The sequence below is a fragment of the Eilatimonas milleporae genome (assembly GCF_003688555.1).
Lineage (GTDB): Bacteria > Pseudomonadota > Alphaproteobacteria > Sphingomonadales > Kordiimonadaceae > Eilatimonas > Eilatimonas milleporae.
Window position 1 is genome coordinate 499,343 of the sequence record NZ_REFR01000010.1, and the last position, 22,312, is coordinate 521,654.

The following is a 22,312-nucleotide window of genomic DNA, read 5'->3' on the forward strand; positions in this document are numbered from 1 at the left end:
GCCGTTCAAGGACCGGGGCGAGATTGAAAGACCGCCCGGAATGCCCTGACCGGCCAACATATGCGAAGGCTTAGGAGACGCATAACAATGCTGACAAAATTGCGCGGCGGGCTTGATTCCATTTTTGTGACGGTTCTCCTGGGTATATTGATCGCGGCCTTTGCCATATGGGGGATCGGCCCCGGCTTTCTGAGCGGGACAAACACCGCTGTCGCGGTCGTCGGGGATGAGGAAATCCCGCCGCAAAGATTTGCCAGTATGGTTCAGACGCGCGCGCGTACACTGCAACAGCAGTTCGGCAACGAGATGCCCGCGGACCAACTGATCCGCATGCTGAACCTGGACTATCAGGTCCTGAATGAAATGATCGCCGAGGCCGCGTTGATGGAATATGCCGGACGTCTTGGCCTCAGGGCCACGGATGACCAGGTGGCCGAACAGTTGCGCAGCATTGACGCCTTTCTGTTGCCGGACGGCAGTTTCTCGGCGGAAATGATGCGCCAGACATTACAGAGCGCGGGCCTGAGCCAGCAGGACCTGTTCGCGGACCTGCGCAATGCCGTGCGCCGCGAACAGCTTCTTGGCAGTATGACGGCCTCCACCCCCCTGCCCCGCACGCTGGCACGGCGGCTGTATGTCTGGCAGGAAGAGCGCCGCCGGGCGACGCTGATCAATATCGGCAACGATGCCGTAGAGACCGTGGACGCGCCGGACGAGGACACGCTGACGGCCTATTACGATGCGAACAAAAGCGCGTATCTCAGCCCGGAACGCCGCAGCTATACCTATATCCTGCTGACACCGGACGTCTTCATGGATGAGGTCACCGTCGATGAGGAAGACCTGGACGCGGCGTATACCGACCGCCTTGAGACCTATGTACAGCCCGAATTGCGGAGTGTCGAACAGGTCACGCTTGCCTCTATGGCCGAAGCCGACGCCCTGCTGGCCAGTGTGGCCGCCGGTACCGATTTTCTCGATGCGGCGGAAGCGGCAAGCGATTTCACCCGTGCCGAGCTGGACCTGGGCGACCTGACACGGGACGATATCGACACCGATTTCGGCGCGGAAGCCGCCGATACGGTTTTCGCCCTGGCGGAGGGAGCCGTCAGCGAACCGGTCGAAGGGCCGGCGGGCTGGAACCTGTTTCGCGTGACCAGCATCACGCCGGGGGCGACGCGCACCCTTGATGACGTGCGCGATGAGCTGGAGCCAGTCGCCCGCCGCAACAAGGCGATCGACCTGATGTTCGATTACATGCCCGAGGTGGAAGACGCCATCGCCGGCGAGGCCACCCTGGCCGAAGCGGCGGCGCGGCTGGAAAGGGTTACGCTGGCCAGTGCGACGCTGGTGGACAGGCGGGGCCGCAATGCAGCCGAAGAGCGCGTGATTGCCCAATCGGATGAGTTTCGCATCCTCGCGGCCGCGTTTCAGGCGGAAGTGGGCGACATACCCGACCTGATGGATCTGGATGCCTCCAACGCCAATCGCGGTGCCTTCTGGGTCGAACTGAGTGAGATCGCCGAGCCGGCCGAACAGCCGCTGGATACGGTGCGCACGCGGGTCGTCACCGCGTGGACCGATGCCGAGAAACTGAAAAAAGCGGGTGCGCTGGCCGAACAGGCGCTTGACCGTTTGCGCGGCGGCGAAGCGGCGGAAGAGATCGCCGTGGATATCGGCGGAACCTCGTTCGAGGCCAAGAATGTCAACCGGACCGGTGGCGACAGCGCCAGCTTGGCCAGCAATATCCGCAGCCTGATCTTCGATCTGGCCCAGGGACAGGCGGACCTGGAGCAGGCGTCGGACGCCAGCGGATATGTGATTGTGCGCGTGGACGATATCCAGCCCGGTGACCCGGACAGGGATACGGATGCCGTCGAGCGCCTGTATGGCCAACTGAGCGATCAGGTCGGTCAGGAAATGCTGATTCAGTATCAGGGACAGCTTTTGAAGACTTATCCGCCGTCCATCAATGAGGCGCTGGTCCGTCAGCTGTTCCGGAACGATGACGAATAACGCATTTCAGGGCGCGGACCCGGCGGCTGTTCTCGCCGCCTATGACGCGGGGCGGCCCAGTGTCCTGGCACAGACGCTGGTGGGTGACCTGCAAACGTCCGTGTCCGCCTATATGAAGCTGGCGCGGGGCGAACGATACAGCTGCCTGCTTGAATCCGTCGAGGGCGGCGAGACGCGCGGGCGCTATTCCATCATCGGTCTGGCGCCGGACCTGCTGTGGCGGGTGCGTGACGGCAAGGCGGCGGTCTGCCGCAACCCGGGGGATGAAGACCCTGTTTTCACCCCGCTGGACGACGCCCCGCTGGATGCCCTGCGCGACCTGCTGGCTGAAAGCGCGATCGACCTACCCGGTGCACTGCCCCCCATGGCCGCCGGGATCGTCGGCTATATGGGCTATGACATGGTGCGGCAGATGGAACCGGTCGGCCCCGGCAGGCCCGATCCGCTGGACATGCCGACAGCCCTGTTCATCCGCCCGACCGTCATGGCGATTTTTGACGGTGTGACCGACCTGATCACCCTGGTCACACCGGTGCGCCCGGCAGCGGGTGTGGACGGGAAAACGGCCCTGTCCGCAGCCGAACGGCGCCTGGCCGCGATGCTGGACCGGTTGAATGATCCCCTGCCCCTGCTTGAAGGCGGTGCGCCCGTGACCCTGCCCGAACCGGTGTCCAATACACCGCCTGAGCGCTATATGGATATGGTGTGCCGGGCACAGGACTATATCCTGGCCGGGGATATTTTTCAGGTGGTGCTGGCCCAGCGGTTCAGCCTGCCGTTCAGCCTGCCGCCTTTTTCGCTGTACCGGGCGTTGCGGCGGACCAATCCGTCGCCTTTTCTGTTTCATCTGGCCTTTGACGATGCCGCTATTGTGGGCTCAAGCCCGGAAATCCTGGTGCGCCTGCGCGACGGCAAGGTGACGATCCGCCCCATTGCCGGCACCCGGCCGCGCGGCGCCACACCACAAGAGGACGAAAAACTTGCCGACGACCTGCTTGCCGACGGCAAGGAACTGTCGGAACACCTGATGCTGCTGGATCTGGGACGGAACGATGTGGGCCGCGTGGCGGCGCGTGACAGTGTGCGGGTGACCGCGCGCAATGTGATTGAGCGGTATTCCCATGTCATGCACATTGTCTCCAATGTGGAAGGGGCCCTGGCCGACGGCAAGGATGCCATCGACGCCCTTGCCGCGGGGTTTCCCGCCGGGACCGTTTCCGGGGCGCCCAAGGTCCGGGCCATGGAAATCATTGACGAACTGGAAGTGGACGGTCGCGGTGTCTATGCCGGCAGTGTCGGCTATTTTAGCGCCAATGGCAGCATGGACACCTGCATCGTGCTGCGGACAGCGGTGATCAAGGACGGTGTCATGCATGTGGAAGCGGGGGCCGGCGTCGTTGCCGACAGCGATCCCGCGTCCGAACATACCGAATGCGTGAACAAATCCAAGGCATTGATGAGTGCGGCGGCCGAGGCCGTAAGGTACGCCCGGTCCAATGCGGGATGACGGATTTCTGGCCTGAATGGACCTCTCGCGGCTTTCGTGTTGGCTAACGGCTGGCGGCGACGCCGGCCTGGTCCTGTTTGCCGGCGCGCAGTTCCGCCTCGTTCACCAGCTGGCTGAGGGGCACGAGCAGAATACCGTCGGGTTTGCGTGCACGCGTCCAGCGTTCCAGCACATCCAGTGTTTCGGGGTACGGGTGGCCAATGGCAATGGCCCAGCCGCGCTGCTTCGCCAGACGCACCGCCTTTTTCAACTGGGTGCGGATGGCGCGCCTGTCGCGGTCATTATCCAGAAAAACATCCCGGGTGATCGAGGGCACGCCCACGGCGCGGGCCGCTCTCGGTCCGACGGTGCGCGGCGATGTCAGACTGTCCAGATAGAGAAGCCCGTCCCGCCGCAGGCGTGACATGACAAGAACCATTTTGGCCGGATTTTCCGTCATCCGGCTGCCCATGTGATTGTTGACCCCGACGAAACCGTCAAAACGATTGAGATTCCAGTCAAGGCGGCGCAGAAACTCGCCCTCGTCCAGACCGACAAGCAGCGCGTTCGGTCCCGGATCGGCATCGGGATTGTGCGGTTCCATGGGCAGATGGACCAGCAATTCATGGCCGGCGCGGCGCAGCGGCAGGGTCTGTCTGGATAAATCGTCGGCATAAGGTAGAAAGGCCAGTGTCAAGGGGCCGTTCATCGCGGCGATGCGGTGGCTGGCGTCCCGGTCCAGTCCCAGGTCATCCATCACGATCGCCAGACGCGGGCCGTCATCCTGCCGCCATGTCACGGCATGCCGGCGCCAGGCCGGCGGCCGGTCTATGGGCAGGATGCTCGGCAATGTGTCCAGATCAATGGCCAGTTCCCCGTCCAGCGTATCGATAATGGCGGCAATTTCATCGTCGGTGCCGGGGGACGCGCCGCCCGCCCCGTCATCGTGGCGGCCATCTATGGACGGGATGGCCGTGCGCCAGCCGTTCAGGCCGCCGGGCATGGTCGCGATCAATGCCGCCAGGAGCACCGTGACCACCACGGCATAACCGACCAGAAGGCGCTGCATCAGCCAGGGCCTGCCGACGGTTTTGCGGCGGGTGCCGGAGGTCGTCGCTGCGGACGGTCCGGCCCGTTTTTTCGCCGGTGCGGGGGCGCGCTTTCTGGTCCGTTTCTGTGCCATACTGTCTACATCATGTCCGGCGGTATCCGGTTCCCCAATACGGTGCGCTGCGCTGCTTCGGCCCCTGGCCCTGCCTCTGGTCCGGCCACGGCGCCCATGCGGGCGTTCACGGCGGCTTGCCCATTGACTTTACCCGGAATACCGGCAATCACCGTGCCATGTGGCATGATGCCGGAGACGGCATGCCGGCCGTCAGGGCATATCATGGCCGCACAGGACTGCTGTTAAGGGACGCATATGTATATCCTTGTCGATAACTACGACAGCTTCACCTACAATTTGTACCACTATCTTCTTGATCTTGGCGCGAATGTGGCGGTGTACCGGAATGATGAGGTCAGCGTCGAGGATATTCTCGCCATGCGCCCGGATGGTATTGTCCTGAGCCCCGGCCCCTGCACCCCGAATGAGGCCGGCATCTGCCTGGAGACGGTGACGGCGGCGGCGACGCACGCAATTCCCTTGCTGGGAGTCTGCCTCGGGCATCAGGCCATCGGCCAGACCTTCGGCGGCACCGTGGGGCGGGCTCCCTATGTGATGCATGGCAAGGTCAGCGAGGTTTATCATGACGGGCGCGGGGTGTTTGCCGGCCTTGGCCAGCCGTTCACGGCAACGCGCTACCACTCGCTGATCGTGCAGAAGGACAGCGTGCCGGATGTGCTGCATGTGACCGCCTGGACCGACGACGACCTCGTCATGGGTCTGGAACACAGGGAACTGCCGCTCTACGGCGTTCAGTTTCACCCTGAGAGCATCGCATCCGAGCATGGTCATGACCTGCTTGGCAATTTCCTGTCCCTGGCCTCTGGAAAGCGTGCGGCATGAGCGCCCTGCAACCCATTCTCATCCGTCTGGCGGAAGGCGAACGGCTGGACCGGGCCACCGCCGGCAAGGCCTTTGACATCATCATGTCCGGCAAGGCGGACGGGGTGGAAATCGCCGCCTTTCTCATGGCGTTGAGGGTGCGGGGCGAAACCGTCGGCGAGATTGCCGGCGGGGTCGATGCGATGCGCGACCATGCCAGCCGGATCGATGCCCCCGACGGTGTGGTGGATACCTGCGGCACCGGCGGGGACGGGATGGATACGGTGAATATTTCCACCACGGCCGCCCTGGTAGCGGCGGCCGCCGGTGTGCCGGTGGCCAAGCATGGCAACCGCTCGGTCTCGTCAAAGTCCGGATCCTCCGATGTGCTAATGGCGCTCGGCGCCCGGCTGGAACAGCCCATAGAGCGGGTCAGCGATGCCCTGCGTAAGTTTGGTTTCACCTTTCTCTATGCCCCGGCGCACCACAGTGCCATGCGTCATGCGGCCCCGGTGCGCAAGGCCCTCGGTGTGCGCACGATTTTCAACCTGCTGGGCCCGCTCGCCAATCCCGCGGGCGCGACACGGCAGGTGATCGGTGTCTACAGCGCGCACCTGCTGCAGCCCATGGCCGAAGTGCTGCGGGAATTGGGTGCGGACCATGTCTGGGTTGTCCACGGGCGCGACGGTATGGACGAACTGTCGGTGTCGGAGGCCAGCGATGTGGTGGTTCTGAAGGATGACGATATCAGCGACCTGGTGGTCACACCGGAACAGGTGGGACTGATGCGGCACGGCCCGGATGCACTGGCCGGTGGAAGCGCCGAGGACAATGCCCGGGACCTTAGGGATGTTCTGGACGGCGAGGCGGGCGCCTACCGCGATGCGGTTCTGATGAATGCGGGCGCGGCCCTTGTCGTCGGCGGACGGGCGGAGGAACTGTCAGACGGGGTGCAACTGGCCGCGCATGCCATTGACAGCGGCAAGGCGCGCGACCTTTTGGACCGGTGGATCGCCTTTACACAGGACGGGACACAGGCTGGAACACAGGGCGGAGCCCCGGCATGACCAACATACTGGATGAGATCTGTGCGCGGAAGCGTGACCATATTGCCGATCGCAAAGCCATCCTGCCCCTTGCCGAGGTGCGGGCAAGAGCGGCCGATGCATCGCCGCCGCGCGGGTTTCTGACAGCACTCAGCCGCCGCAGGCAGGACGGTGCCTACGGTTTTATCTGCGAGATCAAAAAGGCAAGCCCGTCAAAGGGGCTGATCCGCGCCGATTTTGACCCGCCGGCGCTGGCCGCCGCCTATGAGGCCGGCGGCGCGGCCTGTCTGTCGGTCCTGACCGATGAACCCTATTTTCAGGGTCGTGACGCCTATCTGACGGCAGCACGGGCGGCCACGTCCCTGCCCTGCCTGCGCAAGGATTTCATGCTGGACGCCTATCAGATTCACGAAGCGCGGATGCTGGGCGCGGACTGTATCCTGTTGATCCTGTCGGCGCTGGATGACGGGCCGGCACGGAATCTGGAAGCGCTGGCGCTGTCCCTCGGCATGGATGTGCTGATCGAGGTACATGACAAGGCGGAGATGGAGCGGGCGCTCACCATGGAAAGCCCGCTTGTCGGCATCAACAACCGCAACCTCAAAACCATGTCGGTCAGCCTGGACACCACGCTTTCGCTGGCGGCCATGGCAGCCGGGGATACGGTTCTCGTGGCGGAATCCGGCCTGGCCAGCACGGATGACCTGGCGCGGTGCGCGTCTGCGGGCGCCGGCTGTTTCCTGATCGGCGAAACCTTCATGCGCCAGCCCGATGTCGCGGCGGCGGTGCGTGCCCTGCAAAAGCCTTCCGGCGCCGGTGCCGCATGAGCAAGCTGACCCATATCAGCGAGGCCGGCACCGCCCATATGGTCGATGTCGGCGCGAAGGACGTGACCGAGCGCCGCGCCCTTGCGGAAGGTTTTGTCCGCATGGACGCACAGACGCGGGCGCTGATCCTGGAAAACGGATTGAAAAAGGGCGATGTGCTGGCAACGGCACGGATTGCCGGCATCATGGCGGCCAAGCGGACCAGTGACCTGATCCCCCTGTGCCACCCCCTGCCCCTGACCCATGTCCGGCTTGACATCGCCCCGGCCACAGCCCCCGTCACCGCGCCTTCCGACGACAATGGCGACGATCCCGCCCTGCGGATCGTGGCGGAGGTGCGCACACGCGGCAGAACCGGTGTCGAGATGGAGGCCCTGACCGCCGTATCCGTCGCCGCACTGACGATTTATGACATGGCCAAGGCGGTGGACCGAGTCATGGTGATAGATGCCGTGCGGCTGCTGGAAAAGGACGGCGGCAAATCCGGCCCCTTCCGCCACCCCGGCAGCGGCACGGATGTGTCCGGACAGGCCCCGTAACCGCCATGCTGAAAACACCCTTCTGATGATCGCCGTCGAGGAAGCCTTCACCCGGCTGATGCGGCAGGTCGTACCGCTCGACAGTGAACCCTGCCCTTTGGAAAAGGCCGGGGGGCGCGTTCTGGCGGCCGATATCGCGGCGCGAAAATCCCAGCCGGCGGCAGCCCTGTCCGCCATGGACGGCTACGCGGTCCGTGCCACGGACCTGAGCGGCGCGGAGACCGGCAGCCGCACCTTCACCGTGATCGGCGAAAGCGCCGCCGGAAGCCCCTTCGCCGGTGAGGTCCGCACGGGACAGGCTGTGCGCATTTTTACCGGGGCCTTGGTGCCGGACGGTGCCGACCAGATTGTCATACAGGAAAATGCCGTGCGGGACGGTGACGCTGTCAGGCTGACGGCCGGGCCGGCACCGTTGGATAATATCCGTCCCGCCGGCGGGGATTTCACATCAGGGGACACGGTTCTGCATGCCGGGGCTCGTGTGACGCCAGCCATGATCGGGCTGGCCGCGGCCTGCGGTCACGGCGAACTGCCCGTTGTCAGGCGGGCACGCGTGGCTCTGATCAGCACCGGTGACGAACTGGTACCGCCGGGTCAATCGATTGACAGCCCGGCACAAATTTATGACAGCGCCGGCCCCATGGTTGCCGCACTGCTTGGCGATGCCGGTGCCGATATCGTCATGCAACGCCATGTGGGCGACGATGCAGCGGCCCTGGAACGGTGCCTCGGCGAGGCGGGGATGCAGGCGGACGTGGTGCTGACGATCGGCGGGGCGTCGGTGGGCGACAAGGATTTCGTGCATCCCGTATTGCAGCGGATGGGTGTGGCGCTGGATGTCTGGAAAATCGCCATGCGACCGGGCAAGCCGATGATGTTCGGCCGACGGGACGGCACCGTCTTTGTCGGTCTTCCGGGCAATCCGGCCTCGGCCTTTGTCAGTGCCCTGCTGTTCGTTCGGCCCCTGACAGCCACCCTGATGGGACAGACTGCCACACTGCCGACGGGAAGACCGGTGCCGCTCGGCACGGATCTGCCGGCCAATGGCCCCCGACAGCATTATATGCGTGCCCGTTTGGTCCATGATCCGCTGGGTGGTGACGGTGAACACGCGGTCATACCGGCGGAAACCCAGGATTCAAGCCTGCTGAGCGTCCTGGCGGACAGCGACGGGCTGATCGTTCGTCCTGCCATGGCACCGCCCGTCACACGCGGATGCCATGTTTTCTTTATTGCCTACTGACATGGTGGCTTGACGACAAATCAAAACGGAACTAAAAGAGAACATAGGTAAAACAAAGTGTGAGGAACACCGTCATGCTGACCGCAAAACAGCACCAGTTGCTTTTGTTTATCCATGACCGTCTGAGCGAGACGGGGGTGTCTCCCTCCTTCGATGAAATGAAGGACGCTCTTGGCCTGAAATCGAAATCCGGTGTGCACCGGCTGATCGGTGCGCTGGAAGAGCGCGGGTTCATCCGCCGCCTGGCCAACCGTGCCCGCGCGCTTGAGATTTTGCGATTGCCGGACGGCTTTGACGGTGTCGCAGACAATGCTGGCCGGGATGCCACGGTCGTGCGAGGCCGCTTTCCCGCCATGCCGAAAGCAGTGCCGACGGCCGGGCCAACCGTATCGCCGGCCGCCCCCATTGCCCATTCCGGCAGGGACGTTTCCACCAGACCGCAAGGGCCGTCGGTGGTTGACATTCCCCTGCATGGGCGTATCGCCGCCGGTACCCCGATTGAAGCCATCGAGCAGCCGGACAGCTATATTCAGGTACCGGAAGGACTGACGGGTGGCGGTGATGCCTGTTACGCTCTGGAAGTGGATGGCGATTCAATGGTCGACCTGGGTATTCTGGACGGCGATACCGTTCTGATTGAAAGCTGTGAGACCGCACGGGACGGCGAGGTTGTCGTTGCCCTTGTCGACCGGGAAGAAGCCACGCTCAAGACCGTGCGCCGGCAAGGACGGCATGTGGCGCTGATACCGGCCAACCGGACACATGATACCCAGATTTATGAAGCCGAGCGGGTACAGATTCAGGGCCGGCTTGTGGGGCTGTACCGCAGATATCACTAAGGCCCGTGCCAAAGGGCTGCCCTGACCCACAAGGCAATGGGCCTTGTGCGGGATGTCCTTACTTTTGAATGGACATTTCGGACACAGCCCAGCCGGCATGCCATGGGCGGCGGGGGTGTTTCGGCCGGCTGTAAGCAATCCGGAGCGGTAGACCGGGTGGCGCGGCCGCAAATGTGACGGCGACGGGACCGTACCGGTCGATATCCTCGCGGGTGATCCATATGGCCGGGCCGTGGCAATAATGCCGCCAAAGACGCGGCAGAACCACCAACACGGGCTGACGGCAATCTTCCCGGACGGCTGCCAGGGTTTTTGGCAGGCTGACCCTGCCCTTGCCCCTGTGGACGGTGATCATGCAGCCGTCCGGGCCGCAGTCTTCCGGCACAGGCATAAGCGTAGCTGCACCGTCCAGCCCCCAATACCGACGCCAGACATCCTGCCGGAAACCGTCCGTCAGGCGGCCCGTCATCATTAAACGATTTTCCGCCAAACCGGGCATGGCAATTCTGGGATTGCGGCCGGACAGGATCAGATCGGCCTTGCTGTCAAAAGCCACGGTGATGAACCCAGCCAGGAGCAGCGGGATGGCGCCGGCCAGACCTGTGCGGGTGCAGTGCCACATCGCGGCCCACGCCAAAGCGGCCATACTGAAGCACAGAAACGATACGGAAATCGCGCCGCTGAAAAACACACTGCCGGGTTTGCCCGCCCAGAATTCCGCCAGGCTGAGAATCTGTTCAAGCCCCGGCTTGAACAGAGGGGCAACCAGGCCTGCCAAGCCGAACAGGTCGCAGGCCAGTGTCATGAGCGTCATCGGCATCACCCAGAAAACCATCAGTGGCATGACGGTCAGGTTGGCGGCCAGGGCAATCAGTGACACACTTTGAAAATGGTAGAGCGCGACCGGGGTAATGGCGACCTGGGCAATCAGCGTGGTCAACAGGCTGAGCAGGAAAAACCGCGCGCCCTTGCGCAGCCAGCCTGTGGCCCAGTTTTCAGTGTGAGGAGATGCCCCATCCGCGCCACCAAGCCGGTGGCGTGCGCGTTCATACACCAGCACCAGTGCGGCGGTGGCGGCAAAGGACATCTGAAAGCTGACACTGACAATACTGGATGGGGATAGAAGCAAAATAGTCAAGGCGGCCAAGGCAACGCTACGCATGGACAGAACCCGCCGCTCCAGGAGCACAGCCAGCAACGCGATACTAACCATGAGAAACGCACGCACCGTCGCCACGGAAAAACCGGACAGCAACAGGTAGGCGAACCCAACGCCCCAAGCGGCAATGGCGGCGGTACGGCGGGGGATCACACGATCCCGTATGACCGGCATGACAGCGATCAGCCATTCGGCCAGGAAAAACGCCAACCCTACAATCAATCCCATATGCAGGCCAGAGATCGCCAGCAGATGTGCCAGTCCGGCGCTGCGCATGGCCGCGACACTGTCGGTCGACAGGCCATCACGCCGCCCGACCATGAAAGCGGCCGCGAGGGCGCCGGCCTGCCCCGGCATAACCGCTCGTATACGGGCGGCAATCCGGTCGCGCACGTCGCTCAAAACAGTATCCTGTGGGTGGGACACGTTATCGACACCGTCGTCCGTATTCAGATGCGCAAGAACGAAACCGACGGCTGACAAGCCGTCGAAATAGGCTTTTCGGGCATAGTTAAAGCCACCTGGCACGGCCGGTCCTGGTGGGGGCATCAGGCGGGCCCGCAGGGTGAGCTGCATGCCGATGGCAAGTTCGTCCCTGCCAGCGGTCCGGTCGTTGAGCCTGACGGCACGCCCCGTCAGACCGGGCCGATCAGCGGTCCCGATCCGCACTGTCAGGCGCCAGGGCCTGTCCGGAAAGCGTTCGATATCAAGAAGGCGCCCTGTGAGCTGAACGGTTTGCGGACTTATCACAGAAGCGGGAACGCCGAAAAGGCGGCTTTCCAGGCTGGCGCCGAGGCATCCGAGGATGAGGATTAGCGTGCCAATGGCCACTGTCCGGATTTTTGTTCCGGACAGAATGGCGATGGCTGTGGTCATGCCTGCACTCAGGAACAGTATTGTCAAAGGCGGTTCAAATTCCAGGGCGAAGTAGACTGCCGCGCCACAACCGAAAAAACAGGCCGTGGCGATGACGGCCCAGTCAGGATGCAATCGTGCCGACGGCAGGCCCAAGACGGACAACAGATATGCCCTGAGGTATGCACCGCCGGTTTCCGCTCCGACTTTCAGATCATGCTTCAGGTCACGTTTCAGATCGCTTTTTCGGGCCAAGCTTCTACATCTCTTGGTTTTGTCGGAAATTATGAATGGTTGATGCCACCTTAAGATACAAAGGAAGAAGCCGGTAGCCCGTGTCAGGGTTTTCGGCTTTTTGTATGGCAAGGCTTACTTTCTGCACTGCAAGAAACAATTTATTGCACTGCGGTATCAGTGACGGTACCGGCCGGTCCAGTTGAATTTGTCAGGCACGGAAAGCTGTGCTAGAAGCACCGCACGATCGCTGATCCGCAATCGCCGGATCGGCTTCCGGGGGTGCCTGAGTACGCCAACGCATCTGCGCCGCCCCTTCTGCATCAATGACCAAGTCAGGGAATGAGCATGCCGAACGACATGCCCCAGGTTGTGACACGTTTTGCCCCGTCGCCGACGGGATTTCTGCACATAGGCGGCGCACGCACGGCATTGTTCAACTGGCTGTATGCGCGGCGGCACGGCGGAACCTTTTTGTTGCGAATCGAGGATACCGACCGTGAACGGTCCACGGATGTCGCCGTTGCCGCCATTCTGGCAGGACTGAAATGGCTTGGTCTCGACTGGGACGGCGAGGCTGTCAGCCAGTATGAACGGTCCGAGCGGCACCGCCAGGTCGCCGAACGCCTGCTGGCCGAGGGCAAGGCCTACCCTTGTTATGCCACGCCGGAGGAATTACAGGCCGCGCGCGAGGCGGCCCGGGCAGCGGGACAGACATTCCGCGGCGACCTGTGGCGCGACCGCGAACCCCCGGCAGACCCGGACAGGCCGCATGCCGTACGCCTGAAAATGCCGCGTGAAGGCAGCACCATTATCGAGGACCGTGTCCAGGGACGGGTGGAAGTTTCCAATGATACGCTGGACGACATGATCCTTCTGCGGTCCGATGGAACGCCGACCTATATGCTGGCCGTGGTGGTGGACGACCACGATATGGGTGTGACCCATGTTGTTCGTGGTGACGATCATCTGAACAATGCTTTCCGGCAGCATCAGCTTTATAACGCCCTGGGCTGGACGACACCGGCGATGGCACATATTCCGCTTATCCACGGACCTGACGGCAAAAAGCTGTCCAAACGCCACGGCGCCCTCGGGGTCGAGGCCTACCGCGACATGGGCTACCTGCCGGAGGCCATGCGCAATTATCTGCTGCGTCTCGGATGGAGCCGGGGCGATGCCGAGATCATATCGACCGCAGAGGCGAAAGAGTGGTTTGATCTGGAGGGCATTGGCCGCGGCGCATCCCGTTTCGATTTCGACAAGCTGGGTCATCTGAACCATCACTATATGCAGGGCCTGTCTTCCGGCGATCTTCTGCACATTCTGGACCCGTATCTTGTGAAACATCTGGAGCGTCGCCCGATTGAGGCTGAGCGCGCCCGCGTCATCGCGGCCCTGCCCGATCTGGTGGAACGCGCACAGACCCTTGACGCCCTTGCCGGCATTGCGACCCCGTTCTGTAACAGTCGCCCGTTAGTTCTGGACGACAAGACAGCCGGCCTGCTGGCCAAGTCGCGCGAGGCGCTGACCGTGGCGCACAGCGCGCTCGCCGCCACGGATATATGGTCGGAAGACGCCATACGCGATGCCCTGAAGGCGGCAGCGTCGAGCAAGGGATTGAAAATGGGGCAGATCATGCAGCCGGTGCGTGCCGCGATGACGGGCGGCAAACCGGCAGGCGATCTGGCCGGAATTCTTGTCATTCTGGGCCGGGATGAGGTTCTTGCCCGGCTGAGTGACCAATTGGCCTGAGACGGCACCCCGCCGTCAATGGCATGCCATGGAAGGAGTGAGACCATGACAAAAGAGTCCCTCACATTGGCGGGCGGCAGCCTGTCCGTCGATTTGCCCATTCTTGAAGGGTCGGTCGGACCGAAAGTGATCGATGTGCGCAAACTGTATGCGCAGTCCGACATGTTCACCTTCGATCCCGGCTTCACATCGACCGCAAGCTGTGAATCCAAAATCACCTATATCGATGGGGATAAAGGAGAGCTGCTGTATCGTGGGTATCCCATCGAACAGCTGGCTGAACACAGTGATTACATGGAAGTCTGTTATCTGCTGCTGTTCGGTGAACTGCCGACACCGGACGAAAAGGCGAAATTCGTCCATGACATCACCTATCACACCATGCTGCATGAACAGCTGCGCAACTTTTTCGGTGGTTTCCGCCGTGATGCGCACCCGATGGCGATCATGGTGGGCGTGGTTGGCGCCATGGCAGCCTTCTACCATGACAGCACGGATATCGCCGATCCGCACCAGCGCATGGTGGCATCCTATCGCCTGATCGCAAAAATGCCGACGATCGCTGCCATGGCCTACAAATATTCCGTCGGTCAGCCGTTTGTCTATCCGCGCAATGACCTGAGCTACAGCGGCAACTTCCTCAACATGATGTTCTCGGTGCCTGCCGAGGAGTATAAGCTGAGCCCGACACTGGAGCGGGCCATGGACCTGATCTTCATCCTGCATGCCGATCATGAACAGAATGCTTCCACATCCACGGTGCGGCTGGCCGGCTCGTCCGGAGCCAATCCGTTTGCCTGTATTGCCGCCGGCATTGCCTGCCTGTGGGGTCCCGCCCATGGCGGCGCCAATGAGGCCTGCCTGAACATGTTGCAGGAAATCGGCACGGTCGACCGTATCCCGGAATTCATCGCCCGCGCCAAGGACAAGGATGACCCGTTCCGCCTGATGGGCTTTGGCCACCGTGTTTATAAGAATTTCGACCCCCGCGCGACGGTCATGCGCAAAACCGCCCATGAGGTTCTGGGCGAACTCGGCGTGGAAGACCCGCTGTTCGATGTGGCGATGGAGTTGGAGAAGATTGCCCTCGAAGATGAGTATTTCATCTCGAAAAAGCTGTACCCGAACGTGGATTTCTATTCCGGCATCATTCTGAAGGCGATGGGTTTCCCGACGGAAATGTTTACCGTGCTGTTCGCGCTTGCGCGGACCAGCGGCTGGATTGCCCAGTGGAAGGAAATGATCGAGGATCCGGCACAGAAAATCGGTCGTCCGCGCCAATTGTATACCGGTGCCGCCACGCGGGATTACGTTCCGCTGGAAAAACGCGGATAAGTCCTGCCGCAAGGCATACTGCAAAACAGGAAAGCCGGCCCTGTCCTGGGCCGGCTTTTTCATGACGGCTATTTATCCCCGATACGAGGACAAACCGGTTCTGCCCGGCCGGTCGCGATGGTATGAAGGCGGTATCATGCGGTATCAGTGCCCGAAATGTCATGCCGGTCGCTTAAGTCCCGATAACGGCAAAAGACAGTTGTCCTGCCGCAATCCTGCCTGCCGGCAGACATATCCCATGGTGCGGGACACCCCGATCCTGATCTGTGAAGACCGCAGTCTTTTTTCCTTTGACGATTATCTGGATCAGGACGACGCGACCAAGATGCACCTGCGCGCCAACCGCAAGGGTTTTCCCATGGGTATCCGTAACTTGCTTAAAAATATGGCGCCCGGCTTGTCCTCGCACGCGAGCGACTATACGAGCGACCATCTGATCGAGGATATCTGTCGTGTCGTTCAGAGACCGAACGTTCTGGTGATCGGTGCCGGTGAAGCCGTGTTCCTGATGCCGAAAACGGTCGAAGTGACATATACGGACGTTGCCCTTTGGCCGCTGACCGACGTCGTTGCCGACGCGCATGATCTGCCGTTTGGCGACGGGGCCTTCGACATTGTCATCGCCGCCGCCGTTCTTGAGCATGTCGTCAATCCGACACGGGTTGTCGAAGAGATCACCCGGGTTCTGAAAACCGGTGGCGCGGTCTATGCCAACACGCCCTTCATGCAGCAGGTTCATATGGGGCGCTATGATTTCACCCGGTTTACCCATTTGGGGCACCGGCTGCTGTGGCGGCAGTATGACGAAATCAGATCGGGCGTATCGAACGGACCGGGTATGGCTGTGGCCTGGGCGGTTGAATATTTTTTCAGCACCCTGTTTACCACACCCTGGTTGGCGTCGGTTGTTCGTCATGTGGCACGCTTCGCCACTTATCCTTTTCGCCTGACAGATCGCTTCACCCGTGACAGGGCCGGTGCCTTTGACGCGGCCTCGGCATATTATTTTGCCGGCATCAAACGCGAGACGCCTTTGAGTGACAAAGAGTTGCTGAAATCCTACAAGGGAAAGCAGTAGTGAAGTGATCACCGTCCAGTGAAAAGCCCCCGGAAAGACTTTCCGAGGGCTTGAATTGGAGTATAAACTGGCTCCAAAAACCAGTATACTCAATCACACTTGGAATTTCTTATCTATGTCAAAGATAATTTACCATGACTAGACAGATTTTCGATATTATTTGCACACTCTATTTTTAGACATTCTACATAGTGGTTTTCAGAGAAAAATAGGGGAACCAAAATTTACATTAGCATCAAGAATAGAGTTAGCAAGATCTACACTTGAATATGTAGGGTTAAACTCTAGAATTCTTACTCCATCTCCGCCACCAGCTTCTATGAGAAAACCTGTTGGAATGTTGAACTGCACAACCTCTCTTATTGTTACACTGTTATTGTCAGGAAAACTAAGGACGTCTTGATCTGGATTATAGTCTGATATTGTGTCGCTATCATCGCCATCGAAGAAAACAAACGTGTCAAAGCCATCGCCACCGATTAGATCATCATTTCTATTACCCCCAGTGATCCTATCGTTGCCAGTTCCTCCCACAATCGTGTCATCACCACGCCCACCAAAAAGGCGATCATTACCAGCACCACCTTCAATAGTATCTTCTTCATCATTCCCGAAAATTGTATCGTTGCCTGTACCTCCTATCAGTAGGTCGCGGCCATCGGCCCCGCCGATTTCATCATTGCCGCCAGCACCGTCAACGGTATCACGACCGTTTCTCGCAAAAATAGCATCAGCGCCATCTGTTCCCAGTAGGCTATCATCGCCATCTGTTCCCGTAATGAAATTGAAAGACATATAGACCTCCTAATGATGCACGTTAAAAATGTACTTGACCTCAACGGTCAACTTAAAATTAACGCTTAAGATGCATTAAAACTATCTCAGTATAAAAATTTCATAAAAAAGCCTCCAAAACTCTCGCTGGAGGCCTAATTAATTTAATACCACTGATTGAGTGACTGAGTGGCGTCAACCGTCGCTGAGCATGGCCATCAGTTGTGCTTCACAGACTTTTGCATCATCGACGAACGCTTCCGCGCTGAAGCGCCAGACGGTACCGCGGCTGCGTTCCTTGGTCAGATGCATGTGCAACGTATCGCCCGGCACCACGGGCTTGCGGAACTTGGCGCCGTCAATCCCCATGAAATAGACGACCTTTCCATGACTGCCCTCGCCCAGATAATCCAGTGCCAGAACGGCAGCCGTCTGGGCCATGGCTTCCAGAATCAGCACGCCGGGCATAACCGGTTCCTGCGGGAAGTGCCCCTGGAAGAAGGGCTCGTTCATTGTGACATTCTTGATGCCCGTGGCCCGTTCGCCGGGGTCCACATCCACCACCTTGTCCACCAGCAGGAAGGGGTAGCGGTGCGGAATGAGCCGCATGATGTCCTTGATGTTGAACGCCGTCATTGTTGAAACGTCCCGTTGTCCGTCACCCAAGGCTGGCTGCGGTCAATTGCCGCCACTGTTACCAGTGCCTTCACCACCGCCGCCAGCCGCGCGTTCCGGCAGGTTCAGTGTCACGGACGGCAGTTCACTGTCGAGGCGCTCGATAAATTCGGTGGTGACGTCCATTCCGGAGGCATGGCCGAGGACAAGGCGCTTCAGCATGATGACCTGACCCTGGCGTTCGTCGAGAAGAGCGCGGATGACCGGCTGGCGGGCGCGTTCCACCTGCACCATGGCTTCCTGGCGCAGCTTGTCGAACTGATATTCGAGAACGGCGAGGGATTGCTGGGCCTGTGCCATCTGGTTGGCCAGATTGTTCCGCTCTTCCTCGTACTTGTCCGCGCCGATGATGGATTTACGCTTTTCCAGATCGGCCAGCTGCTGTTCCAGCACACCGCCGCGCGAGATATACTGGCGCAGTTGCAGGATATTCTGCCGAAACTCGACTGTTTGCAGATTGAAATCCTTGTATGCGGCCGCTTCTTTCTCCACCCGGTCATCATCGACGATCAGGATCTGGGCATGGGCCACCGCCCCGAGACCAAGGCTGAGGAAAAGGCCTGCCACACTTATACGCAGGATACGGGTCAGTTTCGTCATCATGTTCTGCCTTACGTTTCGTTTTATCCGGCCGCTTCACGGCGCCTTAGAATGCGGTCCCCACATTGAACTGTAGCGACTGCGTATCATCCCCGACCTGTCGGCGCAATGCGCGTGTCAGGTCAATCCGGAACGGACCGAAGGGCGATTGCCAGGAAAACCCGATACCGACGGCCACGCGCGGCGCCTGCGAGTCCCCTGCAAGACAATTGAAATTGGCCCCGCCGGTTTCGCCTGTCTGAACCCAGAGGTCAAACTGGTCAAGCGACAGATCACACTGTGGTATCTCGTCTTGACCGATTTGCGAACGCCAGAGAGACCCGACATCGGCAAAGATAGAGGCGTTGATCCCGAGTTCGAGCGCCGCTTCGCCCAACGGGAAGAACAGTTCCGTCCGGCCGATATAAAAGGCCGTCCCGCCAAGGGCGCCGCCCTGACGGCCCTGGGAAAGGTCGCGCGGACCGATGCCGGCATTGTCGAAACCGCGTATGCGCGGCCCACCGATAAAAAATTTATCATTTGTCAGAACATTCTGTCCGATGCCTTCGATAAAGCCGGCCTCACCGCCCAGACGCAATGTCCAGCCGGCAAACGGTGTCCAGTAATGGTCGAAATTGACCCGGTTGCGCAAATAGGTGACATCGCCGCCCAGGCCTGCAAAATCCTGGCTGAAGAAGAAGGACGTACCGCGTGTCGGGCGGAACAGATTGTTTCTGGTGTCAAAGCCAACCGTATAGCCCAGAATGGACTGAAGGCGGTTCCCGATGGTCTCTGCGGTGATCCGGTTTATGAACGGGGAAATTTCATCAAAATCGACCGCCCCGCTGTCATTGGTGTCAAGATCGCCCCTGTCCACATCGCCGTCACCGTCCACATCCACACCAGCGATGCGTTCCAGAAAATCCTCATCACTTTCGCCCTGAAACTGTTGGAAGCGGGCCAATGTATTAACGATGAAGCTTTCCAGTCCGCGATTGGTCAACTGTATATCATCCTGGCGCACTGTGTAGCGCGTCGACAGGGTCCAGTATTCGCTGATGGCCATGCCCGCCCTGAGGGAAAAACCGATCCGGTCCTGACTGAAACCAGTATTGAACAGGCTGTCATCAAGTCGCGTACGGAATACATCAATACCACCAGCCACCGCGCGGCCGCCCAGATAGGGTTCGGTAAAGCCCAAGGTGATATCCTGCCGCGCGCCGGACAGGCGTAGACCCAGGTTCAGGCGCTGCCCCTTGCCGAGCAGGTTCTGTTCCTGAATGTTCACATCGAAGATGAAATTCTCAAGGCTTGAGAAGCCGGCGCCGACATTCAACTGACCGGTGGCCTGTTCCTCGACGCGCACATCCAGAACCATTCGGTCGGGCAGCGAGCCGCGCTGCTGCTCCACCTGAACCTCACGGAAAAAGTTCAGGCGATTGAGACGGTTTTCCGAGCGTGTCACCAGGGCCGAATTGAACGCGTCCCCTTCCTGAAGCCGGAATTCGCGGCGGATCACCCGGTCCAGTGTACGCACATTGCCGTGGATGTTGATGCGTTCCACATAGACGCGCGGGGCGTCGAGAATATTGAAAGTGATATCAATGGTGCGGGTTTCACGGTCGCGGTTGAGCCGTGGACGCACATCGACGAAGGCATACCCCAGAAGGCCCGCAGCATTGGTCAGGGCTTCGATGGTTCTCTCAATGGCCTCTGCATTGTAGGTCATGCCTTCACGCATCAGCAGAAAAGCGCGGAACAGGTCCTCATTGACATCGCGGATTTCGGATTCCACGTCGACCTTGCCGAAAGAATAGATTTCCCCCTCTTCCACGGTGAAGGTGATGAAAAAATCCTCGCGGTCCGGTGTCAGTTCCGATACGGCGGAGACGACGCGGAAGTCCGCATAGCCTTCGTTCAGATAATACTGGCGCAGGACCTGCTGGTCGTAGGCCAGGCGGTCAGGATCGAACGTGTCGTTGGAGGTAAACAGTTTCCACCAGCGCGATTCCTTTGTCGCGAGAACATCGCGCAGATCGCCGTCGCTGTATCGCTTGTTGCCGATGAAATTGATACGGCTGACCTTCGTCTTGGGGCCTTCCTGCACTTCGAAAACCAGATCGACACGGTTCTGTGCCTGTTCCACCACTTTCGGTTCGATGATGGCGGCGAAACGGCCGGACCGGCGATACAGTTCCAGCATGCGCTGGACATCGGCGCGCACCTTGGCACGGGTAAAGACCATGCGTGGACGCAGGCGGACCTCTTCCAGCAGTTCGTCCCGGTCAAGGCGTTTGTTCCCCTCGAAGACGATGCGGTTGATGATGGGGTTTTCCACCACCCGAATGATCAGGACACCACCCCGCTCGGACAATTCCACATCGGAAAACAGGCCAGTCGCGAACAGGTTCTTCAGGCTGCGGTCAAGCAGGGCCGGATCAAACGGATCGCCTGCCCGCACGGCCAGATAAGAGGCGATGGTCTCCGGTTCGACCCGTTCATTGCCGACAACGGTAATCTGCCGGATCGGCGGATAAACGGGTGCCGCGGGCTGTTCAGCCTGCGTGTCCTGAGCGGCGGCACGGCCAAAACCGGCCGACAGCCACGCCGCATCCGCCACCAGTGCCCCGCCCCAAATTATAAAATTGACAAGGAAAAGACGCTTGAACCAACCCATGCTCACTACATGCACCCGCTCTGCCCGGTTTGTTTTTTATCGGCACATTCGGCCGCGACACTGGCCTAGAGAGCCATTGATTGCAAGTCATTCAGGGTGACGACGACCATGAAAAGCAGCATAAGCGCCAAGCCGGCCATATATCCCAGTTCCTGTGCCCTTTGGCTAAGAGGCGACCCCTTGAGCGCCTCGATGGCGTAGAACATTAAATGACCGCCGTCTAGTACAGGAATGGGCAGCAGATTGACAACACCAAGATTGATGGAAATGAGCGCAAGGAACCAAATCCAGTTTTCAAGGCCCTGAGCGGCGGCATCGCCCGTCATGGTGACAATGCGCAAGGGGCCGCCCACTTCCTCGATCGAGCGGATTCCCATCACCATTTGCCCCAGAGTGATGAAAATGGACTGTATCATGGAGACGGTCTGACGCCCGCCTTCGGCCAGCGCCTCTATGGGGCCCAGAGTGACACGCGTGGCGGGGCCGGAGGCAACCCCGAGAATGCCGTAAGGGTACCGGTTCCCGAAACGGTCCTCCAGATAGCGTGTGCCAAAAGTGACCGTCAGGGCAATCGGGGTCCTGTCACGTTCAACCAGCACAGTGGTTTCACGGCCCGGATAAAGACGGACCAAAGAGCCGATATCCGTGAAACGTTCCACCGTTTCACCGCTGACGGCGAGAATTCTGTCGCCCGGCAGCATGCCGGCCTGTTCAGCGGCCGAGTCCGGCTGAACGGTTGCGACCACGGGTTCGGCCACAGTGATCCCGTATGTCAGGTAGAAACCGGCGAACACCACAGCGGCCGCGATCAGATTGATGGCGGGGCCGGCAAAAACGATCAGCGCCCTTTGCCACAAAGGTTTAAAATGGAAACAGTCCTTGCGCTCTTCCTCGCTCAGCCCTTCGACGGCGCCGGGGTTTGAGGCGGCACTCTGATCACCGTGGAATTTTACATAGCCGCCCAGCGGCAGCATGCAGAATTTCCAGCGTACGCCGCGTTTGTCCGTCCAGCCGAAAAGCTCGCGTCCGAAACCGATGGCAAAAGAGTCTATGCGTACGCCGAACAGTCTGGCGACGCTGTAATGGCCCCATTCATGAATGAAAACCAGCAGGCTGAACCCCACAACGAAAGACAGTAAGGTGAGCATCAGCCCGGCCCCTTCAGTATCCATTCTTTTCTCCGCTTATCTGCCCCACTGGCGGTTTCG

General features: G+C 60.3%; 18 protein-coding genes. 11 read left to right on the forward strand and 7 right to left on the reverse strand.

Annotated elements, in window-relative coordinates; genetic code table 11:
- The first annotated feature begins 87 nt into the window (after window positions 1–87).
- Window positions 88–2,016, forward strand: a complete 1,929-nt coding sequence (locus BXY39_RS07025; RefSeq protein WP_170163685.1) for a SurA N-terminal domain-containing protein — start codon at window positions 88–90, stop codon at window positions 2,014–2,016.
- Complete coding sequence (gene trpE / locus BXY39_RS07030) at window positions 2,006–3,523, forward strand: anthranilate synthase component I (RefSeq protein WP_121938128.1); 1,518 nt, start codon at window positions 2,006–2,008, stop codon at window positions 3,521–3,523. Before BXY39_RS07025 ends, trpE begins: the two co-directional genes overlap by 11 nt.
- A gap of 43 nt (window positions 3,524–3,566) precedes the next feature.
- On the opposite strand, the gene BXY39_RS07035 is transcribed toward trpE, so the two are convergent.
- Complete coding sequence (locus tag BXY39_RS07035) at window positions 3,567–4,685, reverse strand: divergent polysaccharide deacetylase family protein (protein WP_121938129.1); 1,119 nt, start codon at window positions 4,683–4,685, stop codon at window positions 3,567–3,569.
- Window positions 4,686–4,922: 237 nt separating this feature from the next.
- Between BXY39_RS07035 and BXY39_RS07040 the strand changes: the two genes are divergently transcribed.
- The 6 genes from BXY39_RS07040 to lexA all read left to right on the forward strand — a co-directional run bounded on the left by BXY39_RS07040 (window position 4,923) and on the right by lexA (window position 9,983).
- Complete coding sequence (locus BXY39_RS07040) at window positions 4,923–5,510, forward strand: anthranilate synthase component II (protein WP_121938130.1); 588 nt, start codon at window positions 4,923–4,925, stop codon at window positions 5,508–5,510.
- Window positions 5,507–6,556 carry an anthranilate phosphoribosyltransferase gene (gene trpD, locus BXY39_RS07045; protein WP_121938131.1) on the forward strand — a complete coding sequence of 350 codons (1,050 nt, stop codon included), beginning with the start codon at window positions 5,507–5,509 and terminating at the stop codon, window positions 6,554–6,556. Before BXY39_RS07040 ends, trpD begins: the two co-directional genes overlap by 4 nt.
- Entirely contained in the window at window positions 6,553–7,362 is an 810-nt protein-coding gene (gene trpC / locus BXY39_RS07050; protein ID WP_121938132.1) for an indole-3-glycerol phosphate synthase TrpC, read from the forward strand. The genes trpD and trpC overlap by 4 nt, the downstream gene beginning before the upstream one ends.
- Complete coding sequence (gene moaC, locus BXY39_RS07055; protein ID WP_121938133.1) at window positions 7,359–7,901, forward strand: cyclic pyranopterin monophosphate synthase MoaC; 543 nt, start codon at window positions 7,359–7,361, stop codon at window positions 7,899–7,901. The genes trpC and moaC overlap by 4 nt, the downstream gene beginning before the upstream one ends.
- 25 nt (window positions 7,902–7,926) lie before the next feature.
- Window positions 7,927–9,144, forward strand: a complete 1,218-nt coding sequence (locus BXY39_RS07060; RefSeq protein WP_211332120.1) for a molybdopterin molybdotransferase MoeA — start codon at window positions 7,927–7,929, stop codon at window positions 9,142–9,144.
- A gap of 74 nt (window positions 9,145–9,218) precedes the next feature.
- Window positions 9,219–9,983: a transcriptional repressor LexA gene (lexA, locus tag BXY39_RS07065; protein ID WP_121938135.1), complete on the forward strand. Its 765-nt coding sequence runs from the start codon at window positions 9,219–9,221 to the stop codon at window positions 9,981–9,983.
- A gap of 58 nt (window positions 9,984–10,041) precedes the next feature.
- Here lexA and BXY39_RS07070 read toward each other — a convergent pair whose 3' ends face one another.
- The gene (locus tag BXY39_RS07070) at window positions 10,042–12,252 is read right to left on the reverse strand and encodes a ComEC/Rec2 family competence protein (protein WP_170163686.1); all 2,211 of its coding nucleotides are present in this window, start codon (window positions 12,250–12,252) and stop codon (window positions 10,042–10,044) included.
- Between the two features lie 327 nt (window positions 12,253–12,579).
- Here BXY39_RS07070 and gltX point away from each other — a divergent pair, with 327 nt between their 5' ends.
- The 3 genes from gltX to BXY39_RS07085 all read left to right on the forward strand — a co-directional run bounded on the left by gltX (window position 12,580) and on the right by BXY39_RS07085 (window position 16,399).
- The gene (gene gltX, locus BXY39_RS07075; protein ID WP_245998993.1) at window positions 12,580–13,986 is read left to right on the forward strand and encodes a glutamate--tRNA ligase; all 1,407 of its coding nucleotides are present in this window, start codon (window positions 12,580–12,582) and stop codon (window positions 13,984–13,986) included.
- Window positions 13,987–14,031: 45 nt separating this feature from the next.
- A complete protein-coding gene (locus BXY39_RS07080) occupies window positions 14,032–15,321 on the forward strand; it encodes a citrate synthase (RefSeq protein ID WP_121938137.1) in 1,290 nt (429 codons plus the stop codon).
- Between the two features lie 238 nt (window positions 15,322–15,559).
- Window positions 15,560–16,399 (forward strand): class I SAM-dependent methyltransferase, encoded by an 840-nt coding sequence (locus BXY39_RS07085; RefSeq protein WP_170163687.1) that lies wholly within the window; start codon window positions 15,560–15,562, stop codon window positions 16,397–16,399.
- A gap of 198 nt (window positions 16,400–16,597) precedes the next feature.
- Here BXY39_RS07085 and BXY39_RS07090 read toward each other — a convergent pair whose 3' ends face one another.
- The 5 genes from BXY39_RS07090 to rseP all read right to left on the reverse strand — a co-directional run bounded on the left by BXY39_RS07090 (window position 16,598) and on the right by rseP (window position 22,276).
- Window positions 16,598–17,194 (reverse strand): calcium-binding protein, encoded by a 597-nt coding sequence (locus tag BXY39_RS07090; RefSeq protein WP_121938139.1) that lies wholly within the window; start codon window positions 17,192–17,194, stop codon window positions 16,598–16,600.
- A gap of 174 nt (window positions 17,195–17,368) precedes the next feature.
- The gene (fabZ, locus tag BXY39_RS07095) at window positions 17,369–17,809 is read right to left on the reverse strand and encodes a 3-hydroxyacyl-ACP dehydratase FabZ (RefSeq protein WP_121938140.1); all 441 of its coding nucleotides are present in this window, start codon (window positions 17,807–17,809) and stop codon (window positions 17,369–17,371) included.
- A gap of 42 nt (window positions 17,810–17,851) precedes the next feature.
- Entirely contained in the window at window positions 17,852–18,451 is a 600-nt protein-coding gene (locus BXY39_RS07100; protein WP_121938141.1) for an OmpH/Skp family outer membrane protein, read from the reverse strand.
- A 43-nt stretch (window positions 18,452–18,494) separates the two neighbouring features.
- The gene (gene bamA, locus BXY39_RS07105; RefSeq protein WP_170163688.1) at window positions 18,495–21,047 is read right to left on the reverse strand and encodes an outer membrane protein assembly factor BamA; all 2,553 of its coding nucleotides are present in this window, start codon (window positions 21,045–21,047) and stop codon (window positions 18,495–18,497) included.
- Window positions 21,048–21,169: 122 nt separating this feature from the next.
- Window positions 21,170–22,276, reverse strand: a complete 1,107-nt coding sequence (gene rseP, locus BXY39_RS07110) for an RIP metalloprotease RseP (RefSeq protein ID WP_211332122.1) — start codon at window positions 22,274–22,276, stop codon at window positions 21,170–21,172.
- Between the last annotated feature and the right edge of the window lie 36 nt (window positions 22,277–22,312).